At 65.0% G+C, this 21,480-nt stretch carries 19 protein-coding genes; 6 read left to right on the top strand and 13 right to left on the bottom strand.

Translation table 11 applies throughout. From position 1 onward, the window contains the following. The first annotated feature begins 7 nt into the window (after window positions 1-7). Together DFR45_RS13240 and rsmA are read left to right on the top strand one after the other, a co-directional pair. A complete protein-coding gene (locus tag DFR45_RS13240) occupies window positions 8-1,429 on the top strand; it encodes a peptidylprolyl isomerase (protein WP_114484222.1) in 1,422 nt (473 codons plus the stop codon). Beyond that, window positions 1,426-2,241 (top strand): 16S rRNA (adenine(1518)-N(6)/adenine(1519)-N(6))-dimethyltransferase RsmA, encoded by an 816-nt coding sequence (gene rsmA / locus DFR45_RS13235; protein WP_114484221.1) that lies wholly within the window; start codon window positions 1,426-1,428, stop codon window positions 2,239-2,241. Before DFR45_RS13240 ends, rsmA begins: the two co-directional genes overlap by 4 nt. Before the next feature lie 86 nt (window positions 2,242-2,327). On the opposite strand, the gene DFR45_RS13230 is transcribed toward rsmA, so the two are convergent. The 8 genes from DFR45_RS13230 to DFR45_RS13195 form a co-directional block, all read right to left on the bottom strand. After that, window positions 2,328-2,657 (bottom strand): type II toxin-antitoxin system RelE/ParE family toxin, encoded by a 330-nt coding sequence (locus DFR45_RS13230; protein ID WP_114484220.1) that lies wholly within the window; start codon window positions 2,655-2,657, stop codon window positions 2,328-2,330. Beyond that, window positions 2,654-2,926: a type II toxin-antitoxin system Phd/YefM family antitoxin gene (locus tag DFR45_RS13225; RefSeq protein WP_114484219.1), complete on the bottom strand. Its 273-nt coding sequence runs from the start codon at window positions 2,924-2,926 to the stop codon at window positions 2,654-2,656. The genes DFR45_RS13230 and DFR45_RS13225 overlap by 4 nt, the downstream gene beginning before the upstream one ends. Before the next feature lie 241 nt (window positions 2,927-3,167). Beyond that, entirely contained in the window at window positions 3,168-3,467 is a 300-nt protein-coding gene (locus tag DFR45_RS13220) for a flagellar protein FliT (RefSeq protein ID WP_114484218.1), read from the bottom strand. Between the two features lie 166 nt (window positions 3,468-3,633). Beyond that, complete coding sequence (locus tag DFR45_RS13215; RefSeq protein WP_114484217.1) at window positions 3,634-5,754, bottom strand: flagellin N-terminal helical domain-containing protein; 2,121 nt, start codon at window positions 5,752-5,754, stop codon at window positions 3,634-3,636. A 260-nt stretch (window positions 5,755-6,014) separates the two neighbouring features. After that, complete coding sequence (locus DFR45_RS13210; protein ID WP_114484216.1) at window positions 6,015-6,302, bottom strand: flagellar protein FliT; 288 nt, start codon at window positions 6,300-6,302, stop codon at window positions 6,015-6,017. A 19-nt stretch (window positions 6,303-6,321) separates the two neighbouring features. Continuing rightward, window positions 6,322-6,843, bottom strand: coding sequence for a flagellar export chaperone FliS (gene fliS / locus DFR45_RS13205; RefSeq protein ID WP_114484245.1), 522 nt, complete (start codon window positions 6,841-6,843; stop codon window positions 6,322-6,324). 85 nt (window positions 6,844-6,928) lie between these two features. After that, window positions 6,929-8,428 carry a flagellar filament capping protein FliD gene (gene fliD / locus DFR45_RS13200; RefSeq protein ID WP_114484215.1) on the bottom strand — a complete coding sequence of 500 codons (1,500 nt, stop codon included), beginning with the start codon at window positions 8,426-8,428 and terminating at the stop codon, window positions 6,929-6,931. A 221-nt stretch (window positions 8,429-8,649) separates the two neighbouring features. After that, on the bottom strand, window positions 8,650-10,770 hold the full coding sequence (locus DFR45_RS13195) for a flagellin N-terminal helical domain-containing protein (RefSeq protein ID WP_114484244.1): 2,121 nt from the start codon (window positions 10,768-10,770) through the stop codon (window positions 8,650-8,652). A gap of 789 nt (window positions 10,771-11,559) precedes the next feature. On the opposite strand from DFR45_RS13195, the gene DFR45_RS13190 reads away from it, so the two are divergent. Both DFR45_RS13190 and DFR45_RS13185 read left to right on the top strand, forming a co-directional pair. Next, on the top strand, window positions 11,560-12,201 hold the full coding sequence (locus DFR45_RS13190) for a putative toxin-antitoxin system toxin component, PIN family (RefSeq protein WP_241659464.1): 642 nt from the start codon (window positions 11,560-11,562) through the stop codon (window positions 12,199-12,201). Further along, window positions 12,198-12,440 carry a toxin-antitoxin system HicB family antitoxin gene (locus tag DFR45_RS13185; protein ID WP_114484213.1) on the top strand — a complete coding sequence of 81 codons (243 nt, stop codon included), beginning with the start codon at window positions 12,198-12,200 and terminating at the stop codon, window positions 12,438-12,440. Before DFR45_RS13190 ends, DFR45_RS13185 begins: the two co-directional genes overlap by 4 nt. 35 nt (window positions 12,441-12,475) lie before the next feature. On the opposite strand, the gene mazF is transcribed toward DFR45_RS13185, so the two are convergent. The 5 genes from mazF to DFR45_RS13160 form a co-directional block, all read right to left on the bottom strand. Beyond that, window positions 12,476-12,853, bottom strand: a complete 378-nt coding sequence (gene mazF / locus DFR45_RS13180) for an endoribonuclease MazF (protein ID WP_241659465.1) — start codon at window positions 12,851-12,853, stop codon at window positions 12,476-12,478. Window positions 12,854-12,861: 8 nt separating this feature from the next. Next, window positions 12,862-13,098 carry an AbrB/MazE/SpoVT family DNA-binding domain-containing protein gene (locus DFR45_RS13175; protein ID WP_114484212.1) on the bottom strand — a complete coding sequence of 79 codons (237 nt, stop codon included), beginning with the start codon at window positions 13,096-13,098 and terminating at the stop codon, window positions 12,862-12,864. A 430-nt stretch (window positions 13,099-13,528) separates the two neighbouring features. Next, window positions 13,529-13,852, bottom strand: coding sequence for a helix-turn-helix domain-containing protein (locus DFR45_RS13170; protein WP_114484211.1), 324 nt, complete (start codon window positions 13,850-13,852; stop codon window positions 13,529-13,531). A gap of 308 nt (window positions 13,853-14,160) precedes the next feature. Next, complete coding sequence (locus tag DFR45_RS13165) at window positions 14,161-15,693, bottom strand: FAD-linked oxidase C-terminal domain-containing protein (protein ID WP_114484242.1); 1,533 nt, start codon at window positions 15,691-15,693, stop codon at window positions 14,161-14,163. 119 nt (window positions 15,694-15,812) lie between these two features. Further along, window positions 15,813-17,339: an acyl-CoA carboxylase subunit beta gene (locus DFR45_RS13160; protein ID WP_421782803.1), complete on the bottom strand. Its 1,527-nt coding sequence runs from the start codon at window positions 17,337-17,339 to the stop codon at window positions 15,813-15,815. Between the two features lie 180 nt (window positions 17,340-17,519). On the opposite strand from DFR45_RS13160, the gene DFR45_RS13155 reads away from it, so the two are divergent. Together DFR45_RS13155 and DFR45_RS13150 are read left to right on the top strand one after the other, a co-directional pair. Then, a complete protein-coding gene (locus tag DFR45_RS13155) occupies window positions 17,520-19,094 on the top strand; it encodes a carboxyl transferase domain-containing protein (RefSeq protein ID WP_114484209.1) in 1,575 nt (524 codons plus the stop codon). Window positions 19,095-19,105: 11 nt separating this feature from the next. Further along, window positions 19,106-21,103, top strand: a complete 1,998-nt coding sequence (locus tag DFR45_RS13150; protein WP_114484208.1) for an acetyl/propionyl/methylcrotonyl-CoA carboxylase subunit alpha — start codon at window positions 19,106-19,108, stop codon at window positions 21,101-21,103. Window positions 21,104-21,480 lie beyond the last annotated feature (377 nt).

Below are 21,480 nucleotides of genomic sequence, written 5' to 3'. Positions count from 1 at the left end.
CGCCACCATGAACCACCGTTTTCTTGCCCTGCTCCTGACGTGTCTGGCCTGCCTTTGCGGCCTTGCGCTGCAAAACGCCGCCGCGCAGGGCCTGCGCCCAGCGGCCGGCGCCGGCAAGGGCCTCACGCGCCCCGCGCCGCAAACGCCCGCGTCCACGTCCATTTCCACGCCCGCATTCAGCGCAAACCCGAGCCAGACGCAGCAACAGGCCGACTACATCGTCGCACTCGTCAACTCCGAGCCCATCACCAACAATGAGGTGCGCAACCGCATGGCGCGCATCGAGCGGCAGATCGCCCAGCAAGGCGCTGCCGCGCCGCCGCGCGAAGTGCTCGCGCGCGAAGTGCTCGAGCAGCTCATCCTCGAAAAAGTGCAATTGCAAGAGGCCAAGGAAACCGGCATCCGCGTCGATGACTACGCCGTCGATCAGGCCGAACGCAACGTCGCGCATCAAAACCAGCTCAGCGTCGAAGACTTCTACCGCCGCCTGGCCGAGCAAGGCATCAGCCGCAAGAGCTTTCGTGAAGAGCTGCGCAACCAGCTGCTCCTGCAGCGCCTGCGCGACCGCGAAGTGCAGTCGCGCGTGCGCGTGACCGACCTCGACGTCGATCAATACCTGCAACAGCAGCGCTCCGAAAACGCCGCGGCCAAGGCCGAAGTCAACCTCGCACATTTCTTCGTGCCCGTGCCCGAAAACGCTGCCCCTGCCGAAGTCGCCCAGCGCCAGGCGCGCGCCCAGGCCGCGGCCGATCGCCTGCGCGCAGGCGAAGACTTCGCCACCGTGGCGCGCGAACTTGCCGATGCGCAGCTCGGTGCCGCCGGCACCCTCATGGGCCTGCGCCCGCTCGAGCGCTACCCCGAGCTGTTCGCCAACGCCGTCGCCACGCTGCCCGTGGGCGCCATCGCCGGCCCGCTGCGCTCGGGTGCGGGCTTTCACGTCCTCAAGGTCGTGGAGCGCAACAACGCCGGCATTCCTGCCGTCATCACGCAAAGCCACGTGCGCCACATCCTGCTGCGCACCGGCCCGCAACTGAGCGAAACCGCCGCCGCCGCGCGCCTGGCCGAGCTGCGCCGGCGCATGCTCGCGGGCACGGCCGACTTTGCCGACCTCGCGCGCGAATACTCGCAAGACGGCAGCGCCAAGCAAGGCGGCGACCTGGGCTGGGTCAACCCCGGCCGCTTCGTGCCCGAATTCGAAGAAGCCATGAACGCCCTGAAACCCGGCGAGATCAGCGAACCCGTGGTCACGCGCTTTGGCGTGCACCTGATCCAGGTGCTCGAACGCCGCGAAGTCAAACCCAGCCAGCGCGAGCTGCGCGACATGGCGCGCGACACCGTGCGCGAGCAAAAAGCCGAGCAGGCCTACACCACCTGGCTGCAAGAGCTGCGCGGCCGCGCCTACATCGAATACCGCGACCCGCCACAGTGACGCAACCCCGGCAACACCGCGCGCGCAAGCGCTTCGGCCAGCACTTCCTGGCCGACAGCGCCATCATCGACGCCATCGTACGCGCCATCGCGCCGCAGCCGGGCCAGGCCATGGTCGAAATCGGCCCCGGCCTCGCGGCGCTCACGCAGCCGCTGGTCGAGCGCCTGGGCCAGCTCGCCGTGATCGAGCTCGACCGCGACCTGGCCGCGCGTCTGCGCCAGCACCCGCAGCTCGAAGTGATCGAAGCCGACGTGCTCCAGGTTGACTTCACCGCGCTCGCCGCGCGCCTGGGCGGCGCCGGCGCAAACCCTGCCGCAGCCGCCCCGGCGCACAAACTGCGCGTCGTCGGCAACCTGCCCTACAACATCTCCACGCCCATCCTGTTCCACCTGCTCGATCACGTCGGCGTGATTGCAGACCAGCACTTCATGCTGCAAAAAGAGGTCGTGCAACGCATGGTCGCGCAGCCCGCCACGGCCGACTACGGGCGCCTGTCGGTGATGCTGCAATGGCGCTACGCCATGGAAAACCTGCTGCACGTGCCGCCCGCGAGCTTCGAGCCGCCGCCGCGCGTGGACAGCGCCGTGGTGCGCATGCTGCCGCTGCCCGGCGCGCCCGAGCTGCCGCCGGCGCTGCTGAGCGAGCTGGTGCAAGTCGCGTTCAGCCAGCGCCGCAAGCTGCTGCGCCACACGCTGGGGCGCTGGCTCGAAGGGCGCGCCTACGCGGGCCACTTCGACACCCAGCGCCGCGCCGAGGAAGTCCCGGTGCACGAATACCTGGCGCTGGCGCGTGAATTGCTATTTCAAAAATAGCAATTAGCGCCCATCGCTAGGGCACTAGAAGCATAAAACATGGTAAACCCTGCTTGTTCATAAGGACAGGGGATGAACGTTCTGCGTTATTTTTTCGTCATTCGCAGAAGGCGGTTGACGAGCAACGTTTGCATATCCCTGCGCGTATCACAAACGATATGGATGTAGAGCACCTCATTGCCCACCTCGTAAATGATGCGGTTCATGCCAGAGATCACCTGGCGGTACTGCCCGAGGCCCAGATCGGCTAATTCCTCTGGAACGGAACCTGCCAAAGGAAATGCTTGGAGGCTGCGCACAGAGGTTTTGATTTTTCCGTAGGTGTCACTCCAGGTGTTTTTTCCGAAGCGCTGGATGACATAGCGGCGCAGTTCCTTCAGGTCTTCTTCCGCACCCGGCAGAAAAACCGCCTTCACTTGCTGTCTTCCTGATCCAGCTCCGCAAATACATCCTGTACATCGCGAAAGCGCCCTTGTGCGATGTCGCTTTTGCCCAGCGCGAGCAACTTCAGCAGCGCCAAGGCTTCCTGCTGCTGCTCGTAAGAATGCACGTCCATCACCACCAGCTTGGCCTCGCCATTCTGGGTAATCAAGATGGACTCGCGCGATTCGGAAACGTCTTTCACGATCTGCGCGGCGTGGCTCTTGAGGTAGCTGATGGGTTTGACCTGGGTGGATAGCTTCATGGCGCGGCTGATGATTCAACCCAGATTGTCCATTAGGCGGTGCTTCGCACCTACGCGGGCGTTGGCGGACGTCTGCCGGTCATTTTGGCCGCGGCTTCGGCATCCATGGCACTGGCCATGGACTTCTCACCCGCGACCAAACTGCCACGCCAGCCGCCTCGCCACCATCCCGCGTCCTAACGAACAATCTGGGTTCAAAGGACCGAATATAGTCAAAATTCAGTCCCTTACGAAAAAAGCCTCAGTGCATCGCCATCGGCTGGCCTTCGAACAGGTGCTCGAACTGCGCGAGCCAGGGCTCGGCCAAGAGGCGGATCTCGGCGTCGTTACGCAGGATGCGGCGCATGATCGCGGCCTTGAGCTTGCGCTGCTCGGGCGCCAGGGTTTCGTGCTGGGCCTGGTAGCGCAACTGCTCGATCAACACCGCGCAAGTGCCCTCGTAGCGCGCCACGCCCTCCCAGTCTTGCAGCTGCGCGGCCTGCAACATCTTTTGGCTGCTGTCTTCAAGGGCTTTGTAGTAGTCGATCAATTGACTCGGCATGGATCAATTTCCTATCGAGTGTACGGATTGCACACTCACAAAATTCTTATGTCATCGTCGTATCCTCTTTATCGGCTGCACACCAGAAAACTCAAGGCTGCCGCCCCAAAAACAAAACCGCGCAAACAACTGCCTGCGCGGTTTTGGCTTATTTGCCGGAGAAGAATTACTGCAACAGCTTGAGCACCTGCTGCGGCAGCTGGTTGGCCTGCGCCACCATGGCCGTGCCCGCCTGCTGCAGAATTTGCGAGCGCGAGAGGTTGGCGGTTTCTGCGGCAAAGTCGGCATCCTGGATGCGGCTGCGTGCGGCCGTGAGGTTTTCCGATGCCGAGGCAATGTTCGCCGTGACGGCGCTGAAGCGGTTCTGGATCGCACCCTGGTCGGCACGCGCGCTGTTCACGGTAGAAAGGGCATTGTCCAGCGCCGTGAGCGCTGCCGTCGCGCCTTCTGCCGTGCTCAAGTCCAGGCTTTCGAGCGCCTGCCCGCTGCGGCCCGCGCCGTACGTCCCCACGCCAAGACCCAGGCTTTGGCTCAGATCGGCGCCCGTCGAAGTACCGCGCTCGATCGTGAAGGCGCTGACCGAAGACAGCGTGACGCTGCCGAGGAAGGTGGCTGCGTCCAGTTGCGCTTGTGTCGGTGTGCCAGCCACCGTGAGTAGTGCAGCATTCAAGCCCGTGGATGCATCCGATAAATTACCAGATGCTTGCGTCACCGTGATGTTGCGCCCATCGGCGGCCACGAGCTTCACGCCCGTGGCGTCGTCATTGGTGTTGATGGCCACCACGCCCGTTTGCGCGGAGATTTTGTTGATCGCATCGACCACGGCCTGGCGGTTGTCCGCTGTCGTTGATGAAGCCGTCGTGGAGATGGCGCCCGTAGTCACACCATTGATGACCAGCGTTCCCGAGCTCGCTCCCGCGGTCATGGGTGTCGTGCCACCCGCCACCTCGTTCGCATTGGCCACAGCCGTCACGCCGGTCTTGGACGAGATCGCGTTGATCGCTGCCGCCTTGGCGATGGCGCTGCTGCTATTGCCGTTGAACGACGCCGTGTCGCTGCTGGCCAGCGAATCGCCCACCAGCGTGCCGTTGATGGAAAAGTCACCGGCCTTGATCGCCGTGGTGGTTGTTACACCCGCCGTCGGCGGCACACCCGAGGCGTATGCGGTCTGCGCGCTGAAGGTGCCGGCGCGCAGGCCCGAGCGCGTGATGTTGCCGGCATTGCTGCTGGCGATGGTGATGTCCTTGTCGGACACCAGGGTGTAGGAGCCGGTGTAGGTATCTGGTGCAGCCAGACCGGTGGTGGCGGCGGTGACGGTGCCGCCGAATGCAACGGTCACATTGCGCCCATCGGCCGCGACGAGCTTGACACCACCGCTGTCCAGCCCCGTGTCTATGGCCGTCACGCCCGTTTGCTGGGCCTTGGCGTTGATGGCCGCCACCACCGAGGCGCGCGAGGCTGCGGCGTCCGTGGTCGTGCTGACGCCGATATCGACTCCATTGATGGTGACAGTGCCGCTGGTCGCTGTATTAGGCGAAGTCATGGCGCTGCCACCGACTTCGGTGGCGTTGACCTGCGCGGTCACGCCGGTTTGTGCCGATTTGGCGTTGATGGCCGCGGCTTTGGCGATGGCGCTGGAGTCCTTGGCGGTGTAAGAAGCCGTGTCGGCACTGGCCAGAGAGGGGCCTATGCCTACGCCGTTGATGAACAGATCGCCGTCTTTCAATGGGCTGCTCGAGGCATTTTGCGCCGAGGTGATGGCTGCCGTGGCGGCGCTGCCCAGCGACTTGGTGTCCATCTTGCCCACCGACACCGAGATGGTGTCACCCACGTTCGCACCCACCTGGAAGCTGATGTTCTTGAACGAGCCGTCGAGCAGCTTTCTGCCGTTGAAGGTGGTGGTGGTGGCCACGCGGTTGATTTCAGAGAGCAGCTGTTTGGCTTCGGCGTTGAGCGAGGTCCGGTCCACGCCCTGGTTGGTGCCGTTGGCCGACTGCACGGCGAGTTCGCGCAGGCGCTGCAGGCTGTCGGTGATCGAGCCGAGCGCGCCTTCGGCGGTCTGCGACAGCGAGATGCCGTCGTTGGCGTTGCGCGCAGCCACGGCCAGACCGCGGACTTGCGTCGTCATGCGGTCGGAAATCGCGAGGCCCGCGGCGTCGTCCTTGGCGCTGTTGATGCGCAGGCCCGAGGACAGGCGCTGCATGGACGTGGCCAGGGAGTTTTGGGAAGTGGCCAGGTTGCGCTGCGCGTTGAGCGACTGCAGGTTGGTATTGATGATCGAAGGCATGATCCAAGTCCTTGAGGTAAACCAAAAAATCGGCATTGCTGCCGAACCAGCGCCAGCTGTTGGCGCTGGCCACACCTCGAAAACCCAGGGCACTTCCGCCGGATTTGTCGATGGCTCGATTTTTGGAGCCAACGCGGCAACTCAATTCGTCAATAAAACACCTGTTCACCGCCTTGTTCGCTGCTATAGGGCAGATAAAACAAAACAGCCCAGGCCATATGGCCTGGGCTGCAAAGGGGCTGACCGGCAGGGTCGAGACTTCAGTGCGTCTGCGGGGGTGGGCGCAACAGGGGCTCCAACCGGCCCATCCATGGCTCCATGAGGGTGCGCACTTGCGCATCATTGCGCAGAATGCGCAGCAAAATCCCCGTCTTTTCCTGGCGCTGTTCAGGTGCGAGGGATTCGTTTTGGGCCTGCTGCTGCAATTGCGCGATCTGCGCACTGCATACCCCCTCCCAGCGGGCCATACCCTCCCAGTCCTGGACCTGCGCGGCCTGCAGCATTTGCTGGCTGCTGCGTTCTATGGCTTTGTAGCGATCTATCAGCATAAAAAGCTCACGCCTGATCTCAAGCCATTGCGCTGTAGGCGGACAGGCCCGCAGCGTAAGCGCCACCGGGACGCTGCTTTGCCGCCTGAGGGGGCACCGACGATGCCGCCCTTTGCGCCGCCTGCGCCATGGGCGTTGCTTCTTGCGCCTGCGTGCCGATCTGCTTCCAGGCGTCGGCCACGGGGGCGATCAGGCGCTGCACCTCTTCGATCGCGGCGACGTCATTGTGCAGGTTGGCGTGCGTGAGGCGCTGGGTGCAATAGTCGTAGAGCGTGCGCAGATTGCGTGCGATCTCGCCGCCGCGCTCCATGTCGAGGCCGGCCTTGAGACCCTCTTCCAGCAGGCGCACCGCACGCACGATCTGTTTGCCTTTGGCCTCGATGTCTTTGCGCTGCATGGCCACGCGCGCTGCATTCAGGGCCTGCAGCAGGCCGTCGAACAAAAGCACGATCAGCTGGTGTGGGCTGGCACCATTCACGCTGGTTTCTATGCCGGTGGATTGGTACGCAGTGGCAGCACGTGAAAAAGCGGGGTTCGTCATGATGGTGTCCATGCAACAAAAGCAGATGCCTTAGGTATCGGCGCAAATGCGCAAAACTCAAGCCCAAAGCCTTCTGTAGCCAGCCTCAATTGTTGTTATTGCCCGTCTTGTTCCACTGCGCGATCTGCTGCGACACGTAGTTGTTGAGCGCCGTCATCTGCGCCATGGTCGAATCGAGCGCCGTGTATTGCTTGCGCAGGTTCGTCTCCCATTGGTCTATGCGTGCGCTGATGCGGTCTTCCTGGTCGGTGATCGATTTTTTTTGCGTTTGCAAGGACTGCGACTTGGTTGCAAAAATGCCTTGGGCGCCCAGCACACCCGTCGTGAAATCGCTCAGCTTGAGCGCGATCCCCTTGGTGTCGGAATTGCCCGTGTCGGCGGTGAACAGATTTTTGACCTTGTCCGGGTCTGCGGCAAAGGCTGCCGAGAGCTTGGCGGTGTCGATCTGCAAGTCCGTGCTCGTGACCTTGCCGCCCGTGCTCTTGGGCATGCTGATGCCTATGTCGGCCAAACTGCCATAAGCACCGCCATCCCCCACGACCGAGCCGACGATGTTGCGCAGCTGCCTTTGCAGCATCAGCACCGTCGAGTCGCCCTGCAGCAGCGAGCCGCCCTGGCCCTGCGGCGCGCTGCTGTCGAATGAGGTGAGGTTGGTGATCATCTGGTTGAGCGCGTTGTAGGCAGAAACGAAGTCCTGCACGGCTTTTTGCATCGATGCCGTATCGTTGCCCACGTCGATCTGCACCGGTGCGCCCGCTGCCGTGGTCTGGGCCAGCGTAATGCTCATGCCGGTCACGGCATCGTTGAGCGTGTTGCTCGCCGACTGCACGGCGATGCCGTTGATGCTGGCCCGGGCGTCCTGCGCCCACTGCATGCCCGGCGAGCTTTGGTCGAGCGTGAGCGTGTCAAGTGCCACTTGGTCAGCAGCAGGTGTGCCACTGCTCGTGGTGCTCATCTGAAAGCCCTGCGCCGCGCCCGTATTTTTGGAGCGCAGCACGAGTTGCGCGCCGTTGGTGCCGCTGACCACCGTGGCGCTGACGCCTGCGTTGGCCTGGTTGATCTGCGCGGCCACGCCCGAGAGGCTGGTGCCCGCCGCAATGTTGAGCGTCACCGGCGTGCTGCTGCCCGCGGTGAAGGTCTTGCCGCCGTTGCCGTCGTCGGCCCAAGTGCCCAGCTGCAGCGTGAGCGTGCCCGCGCCCAGCGTTTTGCCTGCGGGCACGGCGGTGGTCGTGGCGATCTGCGGCTTGGCAAGCTGCTGCACCTCGACCGTGAGCGTGGTCACGGCCGCCGCATTGCTGGCCGTGGCGCTCACCGCGCTGGGGTTGGATGAAGTCACCGTGCGCGCGTTCCAGGTCGAAGACTGCGCGAGCTTGCCCGCCGCATCGCCGAGCGAAGCAAACAGCGACTGAATCTGCCCGAACGCCGAAATCTTGGTGTCGAGCAGCGTGGCCTTGGTCTGCAGCGTCGTGAGCGGCTTTTCCTCGATGGTGCGCAGCTGCGAAATGATGGTGTTCACGTCCAGGCCGCTGCCCAGACCGATGGAGGACAGCGAGCCCGAAGCGGAACCGACAGAAGAAGTCGCCATGGTGAAACTCCCAACAAACGGGCGGCCGAAAGCGCGCAAACCTGCGCGCCCCCGTGCGCCCCGGCAAAAGCCGCATCATGCCAGCATTGCCACCCTTGAAAAGCGCAAAAAGCGGCCACCGGACCTGCCGATACACCGCTTTTTGCCCATTGCACTTTCCATTTTCTGGCAGCGCCGACTGCGCGGATACCCTCCGCGCAGCCAGCACCGCCCGCCGCGTTTTAGCGCAGCAGCGTCAGCACGCCTTGCGGCAGCTGGTTGGCCTGCGCCACCATGGCCGTGCCGGCCTGCTGCAGCACCTGGGCGCGCGAGAGGTTGGCCGTCTCGGCCGCAAAGTCGGCATCCTGGATGCGGCTGCGTGCGGCCGTGAGGTTTTCCGACGTCGAGGCAATGTTCGCCGTGACGGCGCTGAAGCGGTTCTGGATCGCACCCTGGTCGGCACGCGCGCTGTTCACGGTGGACAGGGCGTTGTCGATGGCCGTGAGCGCTGCCGTGGCGCCGTCCGCCGTGCCCAGGTCTATGGTGTCCAGTGCCTGCCCGCTGCGGCCCGCGCCGTAGGTGCCCACGTTGAGGCCCAGGCTGTCCGTGAGCACGGCGCCCGTCGTGGTACCGCGCTCGATCGTGAAGGCGCTGACCGAAGACAGCGTGACGCTGCCGAGGAAGGTGCCTGCGTTGTTCTCTGCAGGAGTGGCAGTGGCACCGGTCTGATTAGCCAGCAATGCACTGTTCAAGCCCGTGGATGCAGCCGTCAGGGTGCCTGCGGTGTTTTGCGTCACCGTGATGTTGCGCCCGTCGGCGGCCACGAGCTTCACGCCCGTGGCGTCGTCATTGGTGTTGATGGCCACCACGCCCGTTTGCGCAGAGATTTTGTTGATCGCATCGACCACGGCCTGGCGATCATCGGCGGCCGAGGTGCCGGCGGTAGTGATCGTTCCCGTAGTCACACCATTGATGGTCAGGGTTCCTTGGGTCGCAGCTGCCGTCATCGCCGCACCCGCCACCTCGTTCGCATTGGCCACAGCCGTCACGCCGGTCTTGGACGAGATCGCGTTGATCGCTGCCGCCTTGGCGATGGCGCTGCTGCTCTTAGCGTTGTACGACGCCGTGTCGCTGCTGGCCAGCGAATCGCCCACCAGCGTGCCGTTGATGGAAAAATCACCGGCCTTGATCGCCGTGGTGGTTGAGGTACCCAAAGCCGTCGTCAGCGGCACACCCGAGGCGTACGCAGTCTGCGCGCTGAAGGTGCCGGCGCGCAGGCCCGAGTTCGTGATGTTGCCGGCATTGCTGCTGGCGATGGTGATGTCCTTGTCGGACACCAGGGTGTAGGAGCCGGTGTAGGTATCTGCTTTAGCCAGACCGGTGGTATCAGCGCTGACACCGGTGCCGAATTCCACGGTCACATTGCGCCCATCGGCCGCGACGAGCTTGACGCCGCCGCTGTCCAGCCCCGTGTCTATGGCTGTCACGCCCGTTTGCTGGGCCTTGGCGTTGATGGCCGCCACCACCGAAGCGCGCGAAGCAGCGGCGTCCGTGGTCGTGCTGACGTCGATATCGACTCCATTGATGGTGACCTTGCCACTGCTGGCCGCGGCAGTCATGGCGCTGCCACCGACTTCGGTGGCGTTGACCTGCGCGGTCACGCCGGTTTGTGCCGATTTGGCGTTGATGGCCGCGGCTTTGGCGATGGCGCTGTAGTCATTGCCGGTAGAAGACGCCGTGTCTGCGCTCGCCACCGAGGCACCAATGGCCACGCCGTTGATGAACAGGTCGCCTTCTTTCAAAGCTTTGTTTGAAGCATTTTGCGCCGAGGTGATGGCTGCCGTGGCGGCGCTGCCCAGCGACTTGGCGTCCATCTTGCCCACCGACACCGAGATGGTGTCGCCCACGTTCGCACCCACCTGGAAGCTGACGTTTTTGAACGAGCCGTCGAGCAACTTCTTGCCGTTGAAGGTCGTGGTGGTGGCCACGCGGTTGATTTCGGAGAGCAGCTGTTTGGCTTCGCTGTTGATGGCGGCCCGGTCCACACCCTGGTTGGTGCCGTTGGCCGATTGCACGGCGAGTTCGCGCAGGCGCTGCAGGCTGTCGGTGATCGAGCCGAGCGCGCCTTCGGCGGTCTGCGACAGCGAGATGCCGTCGTTGGCGTTGCGGCTGGCCACCGAAAGACCCCGGATTTGCGCCGTCATGCGGTCGGAAATCGCGAGGCCCGCGGCGTCGTCCTTGGCGCTGTTGATGCGCAGGCCCGAGGACAAGCGCTGCATTGCGGTGGCGAGCGAGTTTTGGGAAGTGGCCAGGTTGCGTTGCGCATTGAGCGACTGCAGGTTGGTATTGACGACCGATGGCATGGTGATAGCTCCTTCGAGAGAAAACCGGATGTGCGGCATTGCTGCCTTGGTGGCACCCCAGGGCACTGCACCCTGCGCTGCCGCTTCGCACAAGGCACGCTGGCCTTGATGCATGGGTTTTCGGCCAGACGCGCACAAAACTTGAGGGCTGGTGTAACTTTTTGTGCAAATTTTTTGCCAGGCGCAGCGCTGGATTGGGATGTGCAAAAAGCTGGGGACAAAAATCGGGCAAAGCGTGCCTTGTCCACAGGTGCACGCGCTCCGGCCGGGTTGTCCCCTTTCACGCACGGAGCCACAGCCCACCAGCGCACAGCCTTTGCAGGCCCGCAAGTGCCCGTCAAACCAAAGAAAACCGCGCTTGTCCACAGAGGCGGCGCGGCTCTACTACGACTACGAATTTGAAATAGCACATAAGAAAGACAAGTGGCAGCGCCGTTCGGACGGGGGAAAAGCGCCGAAGGTGCGCCGCCACGCCTGCCCCCGCCCCGTCATTGCGAGGGCCGCAAGGCCCGCGGCAATCCATGGGGTCTTGGCAACAGCGCAGGCGCATGCCACGATGGACAGAATTGGATTGCCGCGCCCCTGCGGGGCTCGCAATGACGGGGGGATCGGGGAATGGGGGGGCAGATTCCGATTTCTGGGTGGTGGAAATGGTGCGCAGGGAGGATGCCGGGATGTGCGCCCGGCGGCGCACCTACTTTTCTTGTCTCGCCAAGAAAAGTAGGCAAAAGAAGGCGACCCTGCTGTCTGCGTCCCTGTGCGCCTGCTCGGCGCCCAGGGCAACCTGCGGTGCTCGCGCCCGGCGGGGTCGCGCGAAACTCGCTGCGCTCAAACAATCGCGCGCCCTTGATCCGCCGGGCGCTGCGCTCCTCGGCGCAGCCAGAAAGGGCGGGGATACCAAACGGGCCTACGCTGCGCTCGGCCTTTGGTCAAGCGTGGGAAGCCGCACGGCAGAGCGTCAATTTCCCCGAAGTGGTTGGTGATACCATCGGCAGCATCATGATCCGCGTGTTGCTGGATACCAATGTGCTGGTCGCTGGTCTGACGAGTTCCCGTGGCGCTTCGTATGCTGTTTTGCAAGCCATCGCCACTGAGGAGATACAAATCGCGGCATCGACGGCACTTTGGCTGGAGTATGAATCCGTGCTCAAGCGGGATGAAATCCGGGCTTTGCACGGCTTCAGTGCCGCGGAGATGGATGCCGTGCTTTCGGCACTGGCCGTTTGGGTGCATCCGGTGATGCTGCACTACGTTTGGCGGCCCCAATTGCGTGATCCTGGCGATGAGATGGTGCTGGAGGCAGCCGTGAATGGGCAAGTCCAGGCCATAGTCACGCACAACACCCGTGATTTTGTGCGGGTTGCCCCAAGTTTTGGTTTGCAGGTGCTGACCCCTGCAGAATTACTGCTGATGCTGGAGAAGCAGCGATGAGCACTTTTGCATTGCGTTTGCCAGAATCTCTTTACGCCCATGCCAAGCGATTGGCCGAGCGGGATCAGGCATCGTTGAATCAATTCATTACCGTGGCTGTGGCCGAAAAGGTGTCTGCCTTGGAGACGGCCGAATTTTTTGCACAGCGCGCCGCGAACGCCCAAAAAGACGATCTGGCCAAGCTTTTGTTGCAGGTGAAAAATCGCCAACCGCTGGAAGGCGATGAATTGCCGAAGTGAGTGCGGCAGGGCCCGAGAGGATGCCAAGGTTCTACTCAGGGCTTTCCGATCAACGCGATGGCTTTACGGCGCACCTGCGACAGTTCTGTCGCAGTTACCTTGCCTTTGCGCGTTGCCTTGCGCGCCCTCCAGTCCACGCTTTTCACTTGATCGGCGAGCGCGGCGCTGGGCTTGGCGCCGGCGATCAAGACCTCGAACGGGTAGCCTTTGATCTGTGTGGTCATCGGGCAGCACAGCATGAGTCCGGCACGCGCGTTGTAGCTCGCCGGACTCAGCACCAGTGCTGGCCTGTGTCCGGCTTGTTCGTGCCCTGCCTGGGGGTCGAACAGCAGCCAAACGATGTCGCCGGCATCCGGAACGTAGAGCCCCATCTCTCGTGCCTCATCCATCGGGGGATCGATCGCTTGCGCCACCCTCTGTATCAGAAAGCCTCTTTGCCGACCGCCGGGCCAAAGCCGACCTCGCCATGCAGGTTGTCGGGCGTGATGCCCTCAATGAGCGTCTCGAGCTCGTCTTCGCGCAGCGGCTCGATGATGATGCACCCACCTTCCTCGCGAACATCCACGGGCTGATCGATACGCAACCGACTTGCCGCCATGACAGCAGCCGGGATGCGTACCGAAGCGCTATTGCCCCATTTTTTCACGAGAACTTTCACGATTCACCTTGGTGTAGCAACAAATGTAGATACTATACCGGTGGACGTAAGGTCTGACAACTGCGCATGGGTGGAAGTTGGAATTTGCCCCCGATTTCCGGGTGAAGCTAGGAGCCTGTCGGACTTTGGAATCGTCGGCTGCGAATGCGCAGGGAGGATGCCGGGAGGTGCGCTCGGCGGCGCTGCAAAGCAAACCGTCATTGCGAGCCCCGCAGGGGCGCGGCAATCCAGTTCTGCCCTTCGCGGCGTGCGCCAGTGCTGTTGCCATGGCCGCATGGATTGCCGCGGGCCTTGGGGCCCTCGCAATGACGGGGAACGATCATCCCGCGTCCGAATGAACCATCCAGGTTGAACGGGATGGGCAGGCGCGAAAGCTGATGGAGTTGAGGTAACCCAGGTCTGGCTTGCCGACGCCGACAGGGGGCGCTGCTTATGCAGCGGCCAGTTCTTGCACCAGCTCCGGGTGCTTGATGATGAGCTTCAGCAGGCAAACCACTCCGCCCGGCGGGGCGAATCTTCCCTGTTCCCAGTCGCGCAGCGTGGCCACAGGGGTTGCTATCCGCGCCGCGAACGCCGCTTGCGTCAGGCCGGTTCTTTCACGTGCTTGACGCACCAGCATTTGTGCGGGCGTCGTCATCCGGCCAAGGCCGGCCCTTGCTTCAGCGAGCGCCTGATGCAGATCGGGCAGGGCCTCGCCGGCATCGGCTTCGATGGCCGCTGCCACTTTTGCAATGTCGATTTTCTGGATGTCCATGTCACACCCCTTTTTTGATTTCTGCCGCAAGCATGTTGGCTCGGTCGGCCTTGGCATATGCCGCTACCAGCAGCACGACTTCCTGCTCGGTCAAGTGGAACCCAGATTGTCCATTCGGCGGCGCTGCGCACCTAAGCAGGCGTTGGCGAACGTCTGACGGTCATTGGGACTGCTGCAAAGCAAGCCGTCATTGCGAGCCCCATAGGGGCGCGGCAATCCAGTTCTGCCCTTCGCGGCGTGCGCTGGTGCTGTTGTCAAGGCGCATGGATTGCCGCGGGCCTTGCGGCCCGCGCAATGACGGGGGGTGCTCAAAACCGCTCCAGCTCCGGGTGCGCGAGCTGCCCGCCGCGCACCAGCATCTTGCCGTACTCGGCGCAGCGGTGCAGCGTGGGGATGACCTTGCCGGGGTTGAGCAGCCCTGCGGGGTCGAAGGCGGCCTTGAGGGCATGCATCTGCGCGTTTTCCTCGGCGGAAAACTGCACGCACATGGAGTTGAGCTTTTCCACGCCCACGCCGTGCTCGCCGGTCACGGTGCCGCCCATGGCCACGCTGGTTTCGAGGATGTCGGCGCCGAACAGCTCGCAGCGGTGCAGCTGGTCTGGGTCGTTGGCGTCGAACAGGATCAGCGGGTGCAGGTTGCCGTCGCCAGCGTGGAACACGTTGACGCAGCGCAGTTGATACTTGCGCTCCATCGCGGCGATGGCCTGGAGCATGTCGGCGAGGCGCTTGCGCGGGATGGTCGAGTCCATGCACATGTAGTCGGGGCTGATGCGGCCGCTCGCGGGGAAGGCGTTTTTGCGCCCGCTCCAAAAGCGCAGGCGCTCTTCCTCGGACTGGCTTACTGCGATTTTCGTAGCGCCTGCGGCAAGCAGCACCTGCGTCATGCGCTCGATTTCTTCTTGAACCTCGGCGGGCGTGCCGTCGCTTTCGCACAGCAGGATGGCGGCGGCGTCGAGGTCGTAGCCGGCGTGCACGAAGTCTTCGACGGCGGCGATCATGGGCTTGTCCATCATCTCCAGCCCGGCCGGGATGATGCCGGCGGCGATGACTTCGGCCACGGCCTCGCCGGCTTTGCGCACGTCGTCGAAGCTCGCCATGATGCAGCGCGCAAGCTGTGGCTTGGGGATCAGGCGCACGGTGACTTCGGTGGTCACGGCCAGCATGCCTTCGCTGCCGATCACCGCGGCGAGCAGGTCGTAGCCGGGCGCATCGAGCGCCTCACTGCCGAATTCGACGGGCTCGCCCTCCACCGTGAAGCCGCGCACGCGCAGCACGTTGTGCACCGTGAGGCCGTATTTGAGGCAGTGCACGCCGCCCGAGTTCTCGGCCACGTTGCCGCCGATGGTGCAGGCGATCTGGCTGCTTGGGTCGGGCGCGTAATACAGGCCGTGCGGCGCGGCGGCTTCGCTGATGGCGAGGTTGCGCACGCCGCATTGCACGCGCGCGGTGCGCGCAAGCGGGTCGATCTGCAGGATGCGGTTGAAGCGCGCGAGCGAGAGCGTCACGCCCATGTCATGCGGCAGCGCCCCGCCCGAAAGCCCCGTGCCTGCACCGCGTGCCACCACGGGCACCTGCAGCGCGTGGCAGGTTTGCAGCACGGCTTGCACCTGCGCCTCGGTTTCGGGCAGGCACACGACCAGTGGGCGCTGGCGGTAGGCCGTGAGGCCGTCGCACTCGTAGGGCGTGGTGTCTTCGCTGTGCCACAGCAGCATGTGCGCGGGCAGCACGCGCTGCAGCGCACGCACGACTTCGGCTTGGCGCTGCTGGCGCGCATGGGGGGAGGGCGGGGAGGAAGGGTCTTGCGGGGACGCGGTCAGGGCAGAAAAAGCGGCAGTGGACATGGTGGGCTCATCCTTGGCGCCGCAGGAGGTGCCGCCGCGAGCCTGCTGTAGCGGCGCACCCTTGCAGCAAGCACGGGCAGTGCAGTCCGCGCATTGTGCCTTGGCCGCGCAGCGGCGATTCACATGCGAAACACCGCGTACTGCGTGTCTTTGGCGGGAGTGCGTCCGGCCATGGCGAGCAGCTCGGCGAGCACGGGGCGCGTTTGCACGGGGTCGATGACCATGTCGCACCACAGCTGGCGTGCCCAGTCCATGGCGCCGGCGTATTCGGCCGCGCCGCTGGCCGTGCCCGTGGGGGCGCCTGTGGGGGCACGCAGCGCGGCGCGCGCGTTGGGCCACATCAGCAGTGCGTTGGGCTTGAGCGCGCGCCCGCACAGCGCGTAGTAGGCGGCGCCCCAGGCGTGGCCGGTGATCAGCGTGAACTTGGGCACGTCGGCATTGGCCACGGCGTTCATGAGCTTGGCGCCGTGCTTGCCCACGCCCTGGCGTTCGGAATCCTCGCCCGACAGAAAGCCCGGTGAATCGACGAGGAACAGCAGCGGAATGTCGCGCTGGCAGCACAGCTCGATGAAGTGCGCCCCTTTGGCGCCGGCCTGCGCGGTGAGCGCGCCGTTGCCCGCGAGCACGCCGACTTCGATGCCCTCGATGTGCGCAAAGCCGGTGACCAGCGTCTCGCCGTGCAGTTGCTTGAACTCCTGAAAGCGGCTGCCATCGACGAGGCGCGCGATGATTTCGTGCGCGTGGTAAGGGTCGCTTGCGTGCGTGCGCGCCAGGCCGTAGAGCTCGGCCGGCTCGTAGCGCGGCGGCTCTGCGGCGGCGCGCGTCCAGCGCAGGCGCGGCGGCTCGCCCAGGTGCGCGACGATGTGGCGCGTGATCTCGAGCGCGTGGCGGTCGTCGTCGGCGATGTGGTCGGTCACGCCCGAGACGCGGCTGTGCATTTCGGCGCCGCCCAGGGCTTCGCTGTCGATCACCTCTCCGGTCGCGGCGAACACGAGCTGCGGGCTGCCGAGGAACATCGCGCCCTGCCTGCGGATGATGACCACCTCGTCGCACAGCGCGGGGATGTAGGCGCCGCCCGCGGTCGAGGGGCCGTGCACGATGGCGATCTGCGCAATGGCCTCGGACGACATCTTGACCTGGTTGTACATGATGGAGCCGGCCTGGCCTTCGTCGGGGAAGATGTTGGCCAGATCGGGCAGAAAGCCGCCGCCCGACTGCACCATGGTGATGCAGGGCAGGCGGTGCTGCCACGCGAACAGCTGCGCGCGCGTGTGCTTTTTGGTGGTCATGCCGAACATGGTGCCGCCCTTGACGGTGGCGTCGTTGATGATCAGCATGCACGCGCGCCCACAGACCCAGCCTACGCCCGTGATGATGGTTGCGCCCGGCGGCACGCCCTCGTACATGTCGGCGCCCGCGAGCTGGGCGAGCTCGATGAACGGCGTGCCGGGGTCGGTCAGCGCGGTGATGCGCTCGCGCGGCAGCATCTGGCCGCGCTCCTGGTGCAGCTTGCGCGCCTTGGCGCTGCCGCCCTGCAGGGCTTCGGCGCTGCGCTCCTGCAGCTGCGCCAGAAAGCGCTGGTAGGCCGCGCACCGTTGCTGGAAGGCCGGATCGTCGGTGGCGACCTGGGACGCGATCGTGGGCAGTGCAGTCGAAGTCATGGCTTGGGCTTGGTGAACTAACAAATGTTTGTTATCTTACCTACCTTCGGACGATTTTTGCAACGCAGTTTTCCCCCACCATCCTTGCACCATGAACCACGACCGCAGCGCCCCCCACGTCGCGCCCATCGCCGCTGACGTACCCCGGCCCGAGAGGAGTTTGCAATGAGTGTCATGAAATCCTCGCTTTCGGCCGGCACGCCGGAGTTTCAGGCCAACCAGGCCGCATACGCGGCGCGCATCGCCGACCTGCACGCGCGCCGCGCCGCCGCGCTGGCCGCGGGCCCGCTGCCTGCGCAGGAAAAGCTGCGCCAGGCCAAGCAGCTGCTTGCGCGCGAGCGCGTCGCGGCGCTGCTCGACGCGGGCTCGCCGTTTCTGGAGCTGTGCCAGCTCGGCGGCGAGGGGCTGTACCCGGGGCAGCCGCCCGGCGCGGCCATCGTCACGGGCGTGGGCGTGGTCGCGGGGCGGCCGTGCATGGTGATTGCCAACGACGCGAGCGTCGATGGCGGCAGCTACAACGCCATCACCTGCAAAAAGCACGTGCGCGCGCTGCGCTTTGCCTGGCAGCACCGCCTGCCCTGCATCATGCTCGCCCAGCCCGCGCCGCCGGCTGAAAAGGAAGAACCGGGCGTGTTCCCCGACGACGGGCAGTTTGGCTCGATTTACTACTACCAGCTGCGCATGTCGCGCGACGGCGTGCCGCAGATCGCGAGCGTGCACGGCCCGGCGGCTGACATCCTGGCGTTTGCACCCGCGCTGTGCGACCAGGTGGTGATGGTGCGCAAGCAGGGCGCGCTGGCCTTCGGCCCCGAGCCCGCGCTGGCCGCCGGCGACGCCGAGCGCCAGACCACGCTCAGCGGCACCGCGGACAACCTGGCCGAAAACGACAACCACGCCATGGCCATGCTGCGCGACATCGTCGCCAACCTCGGCGACCTGCCGCGCCAGCGCCGTGACGTGGCGCCGCCGCGCGCGCCGCTGCACGACCCGCGCGAGATCTACGGCATCGTCAGCGCCGACCCGCGCATTCCCACCGACAACCGCGAGATCGTGCTGCGCCTGATCGACGGCAGCGAGCTGCACGAGTTCAAGCCCGGCTACGGCGACACGCTGATCACCGGCTTTGCGCGCATCATGGGTTTCGAGATCGGCATCCTGTGCAACAACGGCGTGCTGTTTTCTGAAAGCGCGATGAAGGCCACGCAGTTCATCGAGCTGTGCTGCCAGCGCGGCATTCCGCTGCTGTTCATGGCCGACATCAACGGCTTCATGGTCGGGCGTGAGGCCGAGGAGGCTGGCATCGCCAAGCACGGCGCGAAGATGATCACCGCGATGACCAGTGCCAACGTGCCCAAATACACGCTGATCATCGGCGGCTCCTACGGCGCGGGCTACCTGGCGATGTGCGGGCGCCCGTTCAAGCCCAACGCGCTGCTCATGTGGCCCAACGGCCGCGCCGCCATCATGGGCCCCGAGCAGGCCGCGACCACGCTCGCGATGGTCAAGGACGACCAGCACAAGCGCGACGGCACGAGCTGGACCGACGAGGAGCGCGAAGCCTACAAGGCCCCCGTGCGCAAGACCTTCGAAGACTTCGCCAACGCCTACAACTTCGCGCGCCACACCTGGTGCGACATGGTCATAGACCCCGTGGAGACGCGCCCCGTGCTGGGCATGCTGCTCGATCTGGCCGGCTGCGTGCCCGAAGTTCCCACGCGCTACGGCGTCTATCGCATGTGAGGGCCGTTGTCATGTTCAAGAAAATACTGATAGCCAACCGCGGCGAAATCGCCTGCCGCATCGCGCGCACCTGCCGGCGCCTGGGCGTGGAAGTGGCGGGCGTGCACTCGGTGGCCGACCGCGACGCGCTGCACGTCAAGGAGATCGGCGAGTCGATCGAAATCGGCGGCGCGCCGGCGTCCGAGAGCTACCTGCGCATGGACGCGGTGATCGCCGCGGCCCAGGCCACGGGCGCGCAGGCCATCCACCCGGGCTTCGGCTTTCTGGCCGAGAACGCCGCGTTCGCGCGCGCCGTCGAGGCCGCGGGCCTGGTCTTCATCGGCCCCACGGGCGAGGTCATAGACCGCCTGGGCGACAAGGCCGCGGCCAAGCAGGAGGCGCAGGCCGCAGGCGTGCCCACGGTGCCCGGCAGCCGCACGCCCAGCGAAGACCGCGCCGAAATCGCCGCGCTGGTGCGCCAGACCGGCCTGCCCGTGATGCTCAAGGCCGCGGCCGGCGGTGGCGGCAAGGGCATGCGCGCGATCGCGCAGCTCGCGGGGCTGGAGGACGAAATCGACGCCGCCATGCGCGAAGCCAAGAGCTCGTTCGGCAGCGCCGGGCTGATCGTCGAAAAACTGGTCGAGCGCGGCCGCCACATCGAGGTGCAGATCGTGGGCGACGGCAAGGGCCACGTGATCCACCTGTTCGAGCGCGAATGCACGCTGCAGCGCCGCCACCAGAAGCTCATCGAAGAAGCGCCCGCGGCCCAGCTCGACCCCGAGCTGCGCGCGCGCATGACGGCCGACGCCGTGCGCCTGGGCCAGCGCCTGAAGTACCGCGGCGTGGGCACGGTGGAGTTCATCGTCGGCGGCGAGGACTACTACTTCCTCGAAGTCAACCCACGCCTGCAGGTCGAGCACCCCGTGACCGAAGCAGTCACGGGCCTGGACATCGTCGAGCTCATGCTGCGCATCGCCGCGGGCGAGGGCCTGCCGCTGCGCCAGGAGGACGTGCAGTTGCACGGCCATGCGGTCGAGGCGCGCATCTGCGCCGAAGACCCGGCGCAGGGCTTTTTGCCCTCGACGGGGCGGCTCGTGCAGGTGCGTTTTCCGCGTGAGGGCGTGCGCGTGGAAACCGGCATCGAGGCGGGCATGGAAGTCACGCCCTATTACGACCCCATGCTCGCCAAGCTCATCACGCACGCCGACACGCGCGACGCCGCGCTCGACAGGTTGCGCCTGGCGCTCGACGACACGGCAATCTTCGGCGTGACGACGAACTGCGACTTCCTCAAGCGCCTGATCGACCTGCCCGAGACGCGCAGCGCGCGCTTTCACACGCGCCTGATCGACGAGCAGATCGCAAGCTGGGACTTGCGCGCCGCGCAGCAGACGCGCCAGACGCTCGCGCTCGCGGCCTACTACTGGCTCTACGCGCAGCGCCGCAACACGACACGGCCGCTGTGGCAGGGCTGGGGCTGCAGCGGCTGGAGCCTGGGCACGGGCGACGAGAGCCTCAGCGCCGCGCCCAGCCTGCACATGGCGTATCGCGGCGGCAGCGTGGCGATCCGCTTTGCGCCGCTGCAGGCCGACGGCAGCATGTGCATAGGCGTGGGCGAAGACAGCCTGCGCGTGGCGCTGCAGCCCGCGGGCGGGGACGACTTTTTGGCCATCGTTGCGGCGCGGCGCGAGCGCGTGCGCCTGTACCAGGACGGTGACACGCTGTACCTGCACGACCGCCAGGGCGTGCATGCGTTTCAGGCCGTGCCCTATCTGTCATACATCAGCGCTGCGGCGCAGGCCAGCGGCGAGCTCAAGGCGCCGATGATGGGCCTGATCCTCAAGGTGAACGCCGCCGTGGGCGACCATGTCGAAAAAGGCGCCGTGGTGGCGCTGCTCGAGTCGATGAAGATGGAAATGCGCATCTGCGCCGAATGCGCAGGCACCGTGACGGCGATCCACTGCCAGCCGGGACAGACGGTGGAGCGCAACGCCATCGTTGCGGTCATCGAACCGGACGAGGAAGCCTGAGGCCGCATGGATTGCCACGGGTATTCGTGGCCAGGAATGGGGGCAGGTTCCCCATTTCCCGTTCGCCGGGCGTGGCGCTGTGCAAAAAGCTGGGGACAAAAATCGGGCAAAGCGTGCCTTGTCCACAGGCGCACGCGCTGCGGCCGGGTTGTCCCCTTTCACGCACGGGCCCCCAGCCCACCAGCGCACAGCCTTTGCAGGCCCGCAAGTGCCCGTCAAACCAAAGAAAACCGCGCTTGTCCACAGAGGTGGCGCGGCTCTACTACGACTACGAATTTGAAATAAGTAATCACTTGAAACTGATGTGGAATGTCTTACCGTAACCATCCAGCAGCGCTTGCACCTCTGCCAAGAGTTGTTCTTTGGCCCAACTCTTG

Origin of the sequence: Extensimonas vulgaris, assembly GCF_003337425.1 — a bacterium.
Lineage (GTDB): Bacteria > Pseudomonadota > Gammaproteobacteria > Burkholderiales > Burkholderiaceae_C > Extensimonas > Extensimonas vulgaris.
This window is presented reverse-complemented; position numbering and strand designations above follow the sequence as displayed.